This is a genomic window from Nostoc spongiaeforme FACHB-130, assembly GCF_014698475.1.
Taxonomy (GTDB): Bacteria; Cyanobacteriota; Cyanobacteriia; order Cyanobacteriales; family Nostocaceae; genus Nostoc_B; species Nostoc_B spongiaeforme.
In genome coordinates, this window is sequence record NZ_JACJTB010000003.1 from 1 (window position 1) to 12457 (window position 12457).

8 protein-coding genes are annotated in these 12457 nt (G+C 42.2%); 6 read left to right on the forward strand and 2 right to left on the reverse strand.

From position 1 onward, the window contains the following. Nucleotides 1-139 precede the first annotated feature (139 nt). Together H6G74_RS03990 and H6G74_RS03995 are read right to left on the reverse strand one after the other, a co-directional pair. Nucleotides 140-4162, reverse strand: coding sequence for a PAS domain S-box protein (locus H6G74_RS03990; protein ID WP_190966436.1), 4023 nt, complete (start codon nt 4160-4162; stop codon nt 140-142). 208 nt (nt 4163-4370) lie between these two features. After that, a complete protein-coding gene (locus H6G74_RS03995) occupies nt 4371-4841 on the reverse strand; it encodes a MarR family winged helix-turn-helix transcriptional regulator (RefSeq protein ID WP_190966437.1) in 471 nt (156 codons plus the stop codon). 344 nt (nt 4842-5185) lie between these two features. Here H6G74_RS03995 and H6G74_RS04000 point away from each other — a divergent pair, with 344 nt between their 5' ends. From H6G74_RS04000 to H6G74_RS04025, 6 genes are all read left to right on the forward strand, one after another. Next, nucleotides 5186-7756 carry a penicillin acylase family protein gene (locus H6G74_RS04000; RefSeq protein WP_190966439.1) on the forward strand — a complete coding sequence of 857 codons (2571 nt, stop codon included), beginning with the start codon at nt 5186-5188 and terminating at the stop codon, nt 7754-7756. 248 nt (nt 7757-8004) lie between these two features. Further along, entirely contained in the window at nt 8005-9243 is a 1239-nt protein-coding gene (locus H6G74_RS04005; protein WP_190966440.1) for a nucleotidyltransferase domain-containing protein, read from the forward strand. 320 nt (nt 9244-9563) lie between these two features. Next, nucleotides 9564-10412 carry a hypothetical protein gene (locus tag H6G74_RS04010; protein WP_190966442.1) on the forward strand — a complete coding sequence of 283 codons (849 nt, stop codon included), beginning with the start codon at nt 9564-9566 and terminating at the stop codon, nt 10410-10412. Nucleotides 10413-10439: 27 nt separating this feature from the next. Further along, entirely contained in the window at nt 10440-10967 is a 528-nt protein-coding gene (locus H6G74_RS04015) for a PqqD family protein (RefSeq protein WP_190966443.1), read from the forward strand. A 146-nt stretch (nt 10968-11113) separates the two neighbouring features. Then, nucleotides 11114-11722, forward strand: a complete 609-nt coding sequence (locus H6G74_RS04020) for a PqqD family protein (RefSeq protein ID WP_190966445.1) — start codon at nt 11114-11116, stop codon at nt 11720-11722. A 56-nt stretch (nt 11723-11778) separates the two neighbouring features. Next, a complete protein-coding gene (locus H6G74_RS04025; protein WP_190966447.1) occupies nt 11779-12432 on the forward strand; it encodes a 2OG-Fe(II) oxygenase in 654 nt (217 codons plus the stop codon). The last annotated feature ends 25 nt before the right edge of the window (nt 12433-12457 follow it).

The window sequence follows — 12457 nt, forward strand, 5'->3', positions numbered from 1 at the left end:
TCAACAGGGTCGAACCGTCTACCATATTCATTGGGAGACCTCAAGCTTTGGTGTCGTTACCTTTATCTTGTGGTTTCCCCTTCTTTTTTGCTACCCCATCTCACATAAGGCGTATTTTTTTAATTGGAAGTCCCTGATACTACTCCCGACTCCCCATCAATATTGCAATTGTTCTTACTAACTCTTCTGGTGCGATGGGTTTGGCTATATGCTGTTGAAATCCAGCTTGTAGTGCTTGTTGTTGGTTGATTTCACCTGCATAAGCAGAAAGTGCGATCGCAGGTATAGTTCCGCCTTGTTCGGGTGGGCATTGTCTAATGTGCCGAATCAAAGAATAGCCATCCATTTCTGGCATACCAATGTCAGAAATTAGTAAATCCGGCATAGATTGATTGAAGTAAGTCAATGCTTGTAAAGCTGAATCAGCTGTAGTAACTTGTGCGCCAACTTGGGTGAGGATAAATTCGGCTAAGTCACGCATATCTGCATCATCATCTACAACTAATATCTGCATACCCGTGAGATCAACTGCATCCCCCAAATGGTTATGATCTGAGAATAATGCTTGGTCAACAACATTTAATGGCAATCTCACAGTGAAGATTGCACCTAAATTCTGACCTGGACTATCGGCTTGAACTGTGCCACCATGCAGTTCTGTTAAATGGCGGACAATAGCTAGTCCTAAGCCCAATCCGCCGAATTGTCTTGTCGTTGCGCCATCTTGCTGACGGAAATATTCAAATACGAATGGTAAAAACTCTGGAGTAATGCCAATTCCGTTATCTTGAACTTTAATTTGAGCATACATTCCCACCTGCTCTAGCTGCACTTCTATTCGTCCTCCAGAGGGGGTAAATTTGACAGCATTAGAAATCAGATTCCAGATAACTTGCTGTAAGCGGTTGGTATCACCGGAAACTGTACCAGAAAGCGAGTTAAGAGTAGTTTGGATCTGAATATTTTTCGCTTCTGCTGCGAGTCGGACTGTTTCTAAGGCGGCTTTAATGGTTGCAGCCAAATTCACAGGTGCAACGTTTAACGACATTTTGCCTTGGAGAATGCGGGAGACATCCAATAAATCTTCGATTAATTGCGCTTGCAACTTGGCATTACGTTCTATGGTTTCTAATGCTTGGTCAGCTTTTTTAGGGTCTAGCCGTTGACTCCGCAGCAGCCTTGACCAACCTAAAATCGGATTTAGGGGCGATCGCAATTCATGAGACAGTACGGCAAGAAATTCATCTTTAATTCTGTTGGCGGCTTCGGCTGTGGCGCGATCGCGTTGGGCAATGCGATACAATTGAGCGTTATCAATGGCTAAGGAAGCACGACGAGCTAGTTCTTCGGCTAATTGTAAGTGGCCGTGGTCATAGCGTTTTCCCGACTCCGCAGAAACAAAAGAAATTACCCCCAAAACTTTATCTTGAGTTTTTAATGGCACTGTCATCACAGACTTAAACCCAATAGAACGCAAAATTTCTAAATGTTCTGGGTTTTGGGCGGCTTGGACTAGCAATTCATCAGGGATATCAGGTAAGAAATCGGATTTACCTGTGCGTAATGTCCAGGCAGCGCCTCTAGGACTATCCTGATTGAGAGGATACTTCTGTTGCATTTCCTCAGCCCATTGGAGTTTGGCTGGGTCAATATGAGCTACAGCAATCTGTTCAATAATGCCATCTTCTTTGACTATGTGGACTGTACACCAATCTGCTAATTCCGGTACTGCCAGTTGAGCGACTCGCTCTAGGGTAGTTTGGTAATCGAGAGAAGATGCTAAAACTGCGCTCGCCTCTGCCAGAAAGCGTTGGTTGCGCTCTAACCTGACTTGCTCAGTCACATCGACCACATACGCTAAAACCTCTTCGATTTGATGGTGGGAGTTAGTTGTGGGCAGATAGTAAACATTGTAGTAGCCAGGAGTGCGATCGCTCCGACCAGGAGGATTGATCGCCAGACTGAGGGAAATAAATTGATCTCCGGTATTGTAAATTTCATCAAAGACGGCAACTATGGCCGGATCAACTTGAGCAAAAAGTTCCTTAACTGAATGTCCTAAATGTTGTTCACGAGTTAATCCGTTGATTTTGGCTAATGCTTCATTAATCGCAATAAATCGTTGTTGGCGATCTAACAAAGCAATTCCCACTGGTGAAGTTTCAAATATAGTTGCTAGTTGGCGTTGTGCGGTTTCTGCTCGCATTCGGGCAATGCGTTCGCGTTCTAGTAATCGTTCTCGTTCTTGTTCTACTTGCTTGCGTTCTGTAATATCAATGACAACACCAATGGAATTTTTGGTATTACCCTTCAAATCGTAAGTAAACTTTCCTCTGGCTTCTACCCAATGAATCGAGCCATCTAACCAACGCAGGCGATATTCATGATGATACTCTTTCTTTGCTTGCATAGCTTGCTGAAATTTAGCTTCAGCTTGTGCTAAATCATTGGGATGCACCCGATTCTGCCAAACTTCATAACTGGGTTGACACTGATATGGTTGCAGACCTAACACTGTAAAGTGTCCTTCTGACCAGCGTAATATACCAGTTTGGACATCCCAATCCCATGAACCCATACGTCCAACATTTAGCGCCAGTTGCAGGTGTGCTTCACTTTCTCGTAATTCCGCTTCCGCACGCGATCGCTCTACAGCTAACCAAGTTTGTTCGGCAATTTGCTCTATTAAGGTCACTTCTTCCTGTTGCCAATGGCGCGGAAAAATATGGTGCAGTACAAGTAAAGCGATAAACTTTCCTTGTTTTACTAACGGCACACATAACAGAGACTTTGTTTGGATCACATCAAAAGCAGCTGCGCCCGCACCCTGAGTCCGAGGATCAGCATCCACATCATCTACAATAATTGTCCTGCCCTGCTTGAGTTCCGCAATGATTTCCAGTCCAAAAGAATTCATGTGATGAGTCCCAACCACACTACTCACCCCATTGCAATAGTCACGTTCAACAATTACATATTCTTGGGTAGGATCAATTTCACCATAAGTACACCTACTCACTTGAAAATGTTTACCTGTGGCACACACCACTTGCCACATAATTTCTTTTGAGTCTGGAATTGGGCGAATCGCATCATTTAATTGAATTAAAAATTCCTGTTGCCTTTCTTTGTGTTGCACCTGTTCCCACAGTTGTTTGCGCTCTGTAATATCGACAGTGATGCCAATTATCCGCACTCCCCGTCCAGTTGCATCCACGTAAACTCTGCCTTGACTATTAATCCAACGGATCGTTTTGTCGGGAGCAATGATCCGATACTCTTGCTGATAAATTGTTTCTCCCGCAGCTGCTCTTTGGGCTGCTTGCAAAATTCGCTGCTGATCATCTGGATGAATCAAAGCCATAAAATCTTCTGCTGCACCTGCTTCTCTTCCCCAAAGCCAAAGCGCATTGGGAGAACACACCACATAATTTGTAATTAAATCCATGTCCCAAGCGATGATCTGCGCTGAAGATAAAGCTAGTTGTAAGCGTTCTTCTGTTTGCCGAAGATTTTCCTCAATTTGCTTACGCTCAGTTATATCTTGAATGACTACTACAGCTGCCACAATTTGATTTTGGCTATTGAGTATTGGTGCCGAATTGACACTAATAAAAGTTTGGCGACCATCGCTTTCTAGTCGTAATTCTTCGTTAGAGATAACTTCACCTGTTTGGAGCGATCGCGCTAATGGATAATCATAGGGTTCATACATTTGTCCATCAGTGCGAAAAGCGACAAATGGGGTAATCGGTACGTATTCTTCTAATTCTAGAAACTCTTCATAGTCGTAACCAATAATATGTTTGGCTTGTTCATTAGCCAGCACTAATTTACCAGTTGCCGCATCGGCAATTAATACACCGGTTGGTAACTGCTGTAAAACCGCAGTAAAGCGAGTATGTTCTATTTCCAGTGCTTGTAACAAGCCTTCCTTTAATAAAGCATTCTCAGCATTACTCTGCATTTCTTGAAAATCAGGATGTGGCTCATTTCCCAAGCTACGGGCAAAGTGTTCAATCAATTCCGAACGCGAAATTCCTTGCTTGTGCGCTTCTTCATCAAGCGATCGCCATGCTGTACTGGTCAGAGATATACTAAATCGTTGCTTTTTTTCTGAGTCCCAGTTGCTAACAAACTTACCCGTTGAATCACGCTTCATTGAGATTTATCCGTATGCGTACACGGTTCTTATATTCAATCCGAAGTGACTTCTAATTAGTATCTACCTTGAGATTGAGGTTTTGATTAGGGATGAGGGGCTAGGGCTAGGGGACTTCCAATTAAAAAAATATACAATCACTTTAATGGCAAGGGGTAGGGAACAGGGAGTAGAGAGAGAAATTGACGTTTTTTCAGCCTGATTGCTGTTAGGAGTTAATTTCCGTTTGATCGAAGACTTTTTTTAAGAAGCTTAACCCTTGTTCAATCTGAGAATATTCCTCGGCTGACAAACCATTGAGAATGTCAGCAATTTGAGCGCGAGTATGATTGAGGGATTGTTGGAGATGGTACTTGCCTTCATCAGTCAAGTTGAGAACTATCCGCCGTCGCTCTTGGGGATGATGTTCACGTTGTACTAAGTTGCGCTGTACTAGCCGTTCTATGGTTGCTGAGGCTGTTGCAGAGGTGACACCAAGATGTTCTGCCAAATCAGAGAGTGAACCACCAGGATGACGATTAATAAATGCCAGCGATCGCACCTGGGGAATTGACAAAAACCCAGCGTTATGCGCTCGCATCTCCTTCCTGATAAACCGCATCACTAATGGAATTGTCTCCATAACTTTGGCTGCACATTCTTCAGAATTTGCACCATGTGAGGGTTTATCGAGCTTCATGGGCGAGTTATTCTCCTAGTTACATCGCCACCCGTGGATCAATTTGGCCACAGATGAGGGTTAATATTATTCATGTTAGTAGGATAACTGTACAATCCAGACTAAATCTTTGAAGAAGGCAGTCCCGATGAAACAAGTTTTATCGCCAAGTATGAAAGTGGACTAGCATTTTCACTCAGCATTCAGCGAGAAGATGCCTGCGTGGGTTCCCTGCGTTGAGCAAACTTCGGTGACTCAGCACTTTCAACTCAAGCCAGTGATGTAAACGATTGAAAAGAAAAATTCCTCAGATTGCCAATTACCAGGACAATTTGTTCCAGTAATAAAATTGGCAGAACTCCTCCATGAATCCACGCTACTCATATATCAAAAGCAGAAAAAAACGTTGGTTATACCAAGGATGCCAACTTGTGGTAATTACGCTGCTAGGGTTGGGACTATTGCTAGGAGGATTTGCCATTTATACTGTCCGGCGTTCTTTTCCCCAAGTAAGTGGCACAATTCCCATACCTGGACTGAAAGCAGAGGTGACAGTCCAGCGAGATCAATGGGGAGTTCCTCATATATATGCAAGTAACACCCATGATTTATTCATGGTACAGGGTTACGTACACGCTCAAGACCGTTTTTGGCAAATGGACTTTTGGCGACATATTGGTTCTGGGCGGCTGGCTGAAATTTTTGGTAAGTCCCAGGTAGAAACAGATAAATATCTGCGGACAATGGGTTGGGACAGGGTAGCACAGCAAGAAATTCAGCAAATGGATGGGCAGATGCAAGCTGATTTGCAAGCTTATGCTGACGGTGTGAATGCTTATTTGGCAGAACATCAAGGTAGCGCCTTGAGTTTAGAATATGCGGTGTTACAGTTACTTAATCCCCGCTACAAACCGGAACCTTGGCAACCCCTACACTCTTTAACTTGGGGTAAAGTGATGGCTTACGATTTGGGGAGGAACTTTCAAAGTGAAATTGAACGGACTATTTTGTTAAAAAGTCTGTCACCACAGCAGGTTGAAGAACTGTTTCCACCTTATCCAAAAAATTTACCTGTGATTTTGCCAGAGTTGCAAACTGATCCAGTTGATAAAGTCAAAGAAAATTTACCACCTAATTTCCCAATTGCGATCGCCTCTACTCTAGAGTCAACTATCCCAGCAATCAAGGCGTTGGAAAACCTCATCGGTGCAACGGGAGTTGGTATCGGTTCTAATAACTGGGTAATATCTGGTGAACGCACAGTTACTAAGAAACCAATTTTGGCAAATGATCCACATTTAGCTGTGCAGATTCCTTCGATTTGGTATGAGGTGGGATTGCATTGTACAAATAAGAATGCTGAATGTCCTTACAACGTGGCTGGTTTTTCCTTTGCGGGAATGTTAGGGGTGATTGTTGGTCATAGCGATCGCATTGCTTGGGGTGTGACTAACGTACAATCTGATGTGATGGATTTATATATCGAAAAAATCAATCCCAACAATCCCAATCAGTATGAAGTTAACGGTAAATGGGTAGATATGCAGCTTGTTCCACAAATTATCCAAGTTGCAGGTACTCAGCCAATACTGCATACAGTCCGTTACACCCGAAACGGGCCGATTCTTTCCGATGTGTCACCCAATTTGCAACAATTTCCATCACAGCCATCAGTTCCAGTTCCACAAAAATATGCTGTAGCTTTGCGTTGGACAGCGTTAGAACCTTCGAGATTAGCCTACTCGATTACTGGCATAAATCGCGCCCAAAATTGGCCAGAATTTCGCACTGCTGCAAAGGATTTTGATATAGCTGCTCAAAATTTAGTTTATGCAGATATAGATGGCAATATTGGCTATCAAATGCCCGGTAAAATGCCAATTCGCGCCCAGGGAAATGGGCGTTATCCGGTTCCAGGTTGGACAGATGAATATGAATGGCAAAGCTATATTGATTTTGCCAAGTTACCTTATAGCTTTAATCCCCAACAAGGCTACATTGCTACCGCTAATAATTTGGTCGCAGAAAACTATCCTGATGTGATTACAACCGATTGGGTATACGGCTATCGGGCGGCGCGAATTACAGAAATGATTAACCAACAAACTGAAGACATTTCTATTCAAGATGTCCAAGAAATTCAAGGTGACAATAAAAATTTAACTGCACAAATTTTAGTGCCGTTGTTACATAATATATCTTTAGATAATCAGAAATTAGAAACAGCACGGAAGTTACTGATAAATTGGAATTTCCAGCTAGAAATTTCATCGCCAGCAGCAACATTATTTGAAGTTTTTTGGAAACATTTGCTAGTAGCTGCTTTTCATGATAATTTACCGAATGAATTTTATCCTGATGGTGGCGATCGCTGGTATGCTGTAGTGCAGAATTTAGTAACTCAGCCTGATAGTTTTTGGTGGGACAACAGTAAAACACCACAAAGAGAAACCCGCGACCAAATTTTGCAGCAAGCCTTAAAAGATGCGGTGACAGAATTAGAAAGTCTACAAGGTAAAGATGCACAACAATGGAATTGGGGGAAATTGCACACCATTACTTTTCGTCATGCAACATTAGGTAAATCTGGTGTTCCCCCAATTGAAGCATTATTTAATCGTGGTGCTTTTGCAACGGCGGGAAATGGTGAAACTGTTAATGCTAACCGTTGGCGAGCGAATAAATCTTTTGAAGTTACAGATATTCCTTCTTTGCGGATGATAGTAGACTTGGGCAACTTGGATGAATCACTGGCTATTCACACTCCCGGACAATCTGGACACGCCTTTCATCAACATTATGTAGATATGGTAGAACCTTGGCAGAAAATTGAATATCATCAGATGCTTTGGGAAAGTGAGACTATTAAAGCTAATACAGCAACAACTTTGAAGTTAATTCCGAAATCTCATTCTAATACAACAAGGCAAAAGTAAAAAGAAAGAATCACCCAACCACAAGCTTCTTACTAATTCCAGATTGTCTGTTTATTTCTGCTGACACCATTTCACGAAAAATCTGATACAGATGTAAACCCTGAAAGGTTTACTGTATCTAAGTTTTTTAATTGCGTTAGCGAAGCGGTAGCGAGCCTGCGAGCGTCATTGCGACTTGCGAATTGTGAATTGGTATGACCTGTACTAGTGATGTATAAGTAAGAATAATTAACCGCAGATAAACGCAGATGGAAACAGATGAATTTTTACCTCAGCAAGCCAAGAAAAGCTATGAAAGTATTGTGCTGTCTAATTTTGATTATTCACCAGAAGTGCAGTTAATTTTGCATTGCGCTCATACTCAGCGATCGCCAGCTTTAAATATAGCAATTCAGGAACTTTGCAAGACACAAATTAATTGGACGTTGTTGCATAACTTATCAAGTCGTAATGGAATTGATGGTTTGCTATGGGAAAGTTTGCAAAATATTGATGCGGTGAATGTACCCAAGAGTTTGTTGAATCAACTCCAGCAAAATTATCAAGGTTATATACTCAAAGGGATGATTTGCAGTCATGAATTAATCAGACTATTGCAAGATTTCCACAGACATCAAATTCCGGTTTTACCCTACAAAGGCCCGACTTTAGCAGTAGCACTCTATGGTAGTTACGCACTCCGCTATTTCAGTGACTTGGATATCTTAATCCATCCAGATTATTTACTAGCTACAAAAGCTTTACTAATTCAGCATGGTTATGAAACCCTGGCAGTGGATAATATTCAAGAAAGAATGAATATTTGGTCAGATAGTGAACGAGATTTTTTGCTGCAAAATAAGGATGTAGCCATAGATTTACACTGGCGATTAACACCAAGATTTTTTGCTTTAGAAATACCTTTTGACCAACTGTGGGAACGTCGTCAGTTAGTGAATTTGTTAGACACTGATGTTGCTACCTTATCTCCCGAAGACTTGCTGTTAGTATTGTGTGTTCACGGTGCTAAAGAATGCTGGTCACAATTAAAGTGGATTTGTGATATTGCTGAATTATTACAAACTTACAAACATCTCGATTGGCAGGCTGTGGAGGAGCGATCGCAAATATTACACTGTCATCGAATGCTACTTTTAGGGCTGAAACTGGCTCAAGATTTGTTACAAGCCCCAATTCCCCAATCTTTACAAACCGCAATTATCCAAGACACTTGCTTACCTGAATTGTCTCAACAAGTGATCAATCGCTTATTCTCACATCCTATGCCCTTACCTACAACTTGGCAAACAACAATGTTTCGTTTGCGAGTCCGCGATCGCAGTCGGGATTGGGTGCAGTATTTTGTTTGGCGGTTGTTAATTCCCAATGTGCGCGATCGGCGATTGTTCAACCTGCCAAATTCACTCTCTTTCTTGTATTACCTCATCAGGCCAATCCGCTTGTGCGTCGAACAATTAAGTAAAGCGATCAGAAACCGATTGACATGATTCAGTAACAATTTGTTGCCAGTCATCTGCTTTGGCGAAGAAGTCAGATTAGAATCACCAGCGAATGTAATAAATTGATTTGATCTAGCAAAGTCACGGCTTCTGGCTAGAGAAAAGGTGTTATCGATAGGGGGTAATAGGGTGTAAATCTTTTTTTCGTGCTTGATGGCAAATGTTTACCATGATTGACTGACTGGAAGTGCTGAGTAAGAATACTAGCCTCTACGTTCTATCTGATTCATAGTGGTAAATTTTTTTGAGCTAATTTAACTGTTTTAATATTTATTCTCAGGGTTTGACACTACTGCATTAGGATGATTTTGACAACTTCACCAGTTGATCAGGATGCCAACAAACAGGCATTCTGCTTAGAAAATCTGAAATGGAGCGATCGCATTTTCTTCAGCAGTTATGGCATAGGAATTGGCATCAGACTGAACAAGTCTACTTTGCTAGAACCACTGCAAGCGTATTTGCCACCCATCCGCTTTCCATTATCTGGATTACCTGTTCAGAAACTCTATTCGTTATGGGTTGGCGCAGACAAAGATCATGAGTCTGTCTATCGGCTATATGAAGGACAAACCGAACTGCTTTGTTCTCCCGATTTGGATGAGGTCTTAACGCTACTAGAAAATGACCTGTGTTTATCGATTGGGATAGCTACTCAGGATTGGTTATTTATTCATGCTGGTGTAGTTGCTTGGGACGATTATGCGATCGTCATTCCTGGGCGTAGTTTCAGTGGGAAAACGACCTTAGTCATGGCCTTTTTGCAAGCTGGCGCAACTTATTACTCGGATGAATACGCCGTTTTAGATCGCCAGGGATTAGTTCATCCCTATCCTAGAGCCGTATCTGTACGTACTTCTTCTGACAAAAGACAGCGATTGACTGCCACAAATCTAGGTGTCGCAGTGGGTAGCCGTCCTGTGAAAATCAAAGTAATTTTACAAACACAGTATCATCCGCAAGCAAAATGGCAACCAACAGCAATATCCACTGGACAAGCCATTCTGGGGCTGTTGGATAACACTTTAACTGCTCGGTTATACCCGGAGCTAACATTATCTATTTTGACTGCTGCAACTGTCGGTATCTCATGCTTCGCTGGACAAAGGGGTGAAGCAGCACAATTAGTTGATCAAGTATTGACATTGCGTTCTTAAGCCCAAACCGAATACAAGGAGAATAAAATGATGATTCCAGTTGCTCGCACCGAAAATTTATTGATTCAAGAAGTCGGAGAAGAGCTAATTGTTTATGATGAAACGCGAGATACGGCCCATTGTCTAAGTGCGATCGCCGTACGTGTCTGGTATCTGTGTAATGGTCAAAACACCGTCGAAACCATTGCACGTTTGCTACAAGAAGAGTTCGAGTTTCCACCAAATCAAACAGTTGATTGGCATGGTTTAGTTCAATTGACATTAGCTGAGTTAGAACAGTTTCACCTGTTAGATGCAGCCGTTACCGAACCCCTGAATAGTCCCCAAACTTCCCGCCGCCAAGTCCTCAAAAAAGTCAGTTTAGTAGGTGGCTTTGCCATTGGCTCTTTGTTCCCAGCCATTAAATCAATTATTGTTCCTACCCCAGCAATGGCGGCTCCCACTGGCTCTAGTGCTACGACAACGACAACTGCTACAACCACCACTACTACAACCACCACTACTACAACTACAACTACAACTACAGCCGCACCAACTACCACAGCGCCTCTTTAGTGTGATTGGCAAACTTCTGTTACCGCTTTTCCCAGATTTTTACTGTTAGCCGCACTATGCAACATATTGTCTGTTTAGAACCGGGAACTGATAAACAGCCAGATGACTTTCTTTCTTAAGCCCAAACCAAATACAAGGAGAATAAAATGATGATTCCAGTGGCTCGTACCGAAAATCTGTTGATTCAAGAAGTCGGAGATGAGTTAATTGTTTATGATGAAACGCGAGATACTGCCCATTGCCTCAGTGCGATCGCCGTACGTGTCTGGTATCTGTGTAATGGTCAAAACACCGTCGAAACCATTGCACGTTTGCTACAAGAAGAGTTCGAGTTTCCACCAAATCAAACAGTTGATTGGCATGGTTTAGTTCAATTGACATTAGCTGAGTTAGAACAGTTTCACCTGTTAGATGCAGCCGTTACCGAACCCCTGAATAGTCCCCAAACTTCCCGCCGCCAAGTCCTCAAAAAAGTCAGTTTAGTAGGTGGCTTTGCCATTGGCTCTTTGTTCCCAGCCATTAAATCAATTATTGTTCCTACCCCAGCAATGGCGGCTCCTACTGGCTCTAGCTCCACCTCTTCACCGACAACAACATCTACATCTACAAGTACAACAACAACAGCACCAACTACAACATCTACAAGTACAACGACAACAGCACCAACTACAACATCTTTTGTAACACCACCTCCAACAATATCTTTTGTAACACCACCGCCAACAATATCTTTTGTAACACCACCTCCCTCTTAGTGTGATTGACACACTTCTGTTACCGCTTTTTCCAGATTTTTACTGTTAGCAGCACTATGCAAGATATTGTCTGTTTAGAACCGGGAACTGATAAACAGCCAGATGACCAACAAGTGGTCAAGACTCCACTTTATGTACAGGTGCTAAATTTTCTAGACCACAAAGAATGGCAAACGTTACTCGATTACACTCTGGCGCAAGCAAATCAGTTTGTTTGCAGTACCACTTTTACCAATCAGCCAGACTATCGAGTTTCCCAAAGTTTGAATGCGGTTGCAGAAGTCCAATCACTCATAGTTGATAAAGTAAAGTCCTTACTGCCACAAGTCTGCCAGCAGTTAGATATTCCACCATTTTTTGTGACGTTAATTGAAACACAAATTACTGCACATAACGATGGCAACTATTACAAACTGCATAGTGATAACGGTAGTTACGATACTTTCAACCGAGAAATTTCCTATGTTTACTACTTTTATCGGGAACTACAGGCATTTTCTGGTGGTGAGTTGCGTTTTTGCGTAGATGACAGTAATCAACTCTTAGAACAACAGATAACTCCCCAGCAAAACAGCATCATTCTGTTTCCCAGTCGTTATCTACATGAAGTGTTACCTGTTTGTTGTCCATCAAAAATGTTTGCTAACAGCCGTTTCACTTTTAACGGCTGGATTCGGAAATCGGTGTTTACAAACCCTACTAATTGGTAATTTGTTGCTGTTTTGGCGGTGATAT

Excerpts from the sequence above, each read along its gene's own strand:
- H6G74_RS04025 (WP_190966447.1), top strand. The coding sequence starts at position 11,779 with ATGCAAGATATTGTCTGTTTAGAACCGGGAACTGATAAACAGCCAGAT.
- H6G74_RS04020 (WP_190966445.1), top strand. The coding sequence starts at position 11,114 with ATGATGATTCCAGTGGCTCGTACCGAAAATCTGTTGATTCAAGAAGTC.
- H6G74_RS04005 (WP_190966440.1), top strand. The coding sequence starts at position 8,005 with ATGGAAACAGATGAATTTTTACCTCAGCAAGCCAAGAAAAGCTATGAA.
- H6G74_RS04015 (WP_190966443.1), top strand. The coding sequence starts at position 10,440 with ATGATGATTCCAGTTGCTCGCACCGAAAATTTATTGATTCAAGAAGTC.
- H6G74_RS03995 (WP_190966437.1), bottom strand. The coding sequence starts at position 4,841 with ATGAAGCTCGATAAACCCTCACATGGTGCAAATTCTGAAGAATGTGCA.
- H6G74_RS04000 (WP_190966439.1), top strand. The coding sequence starts at position 5,186 with ATGAATCCACGCTACTCATATATCAAAAGCAGAAAAAAACGTTGGTTA.
- H6G74_RS03990 (WP_190966436.1), bottom strand. The coding sequence starts at position 4,162 with ATGAAGCGTGATTCAACGGGTAAGTTTGTTAGCAACTGGGACTCAGAA.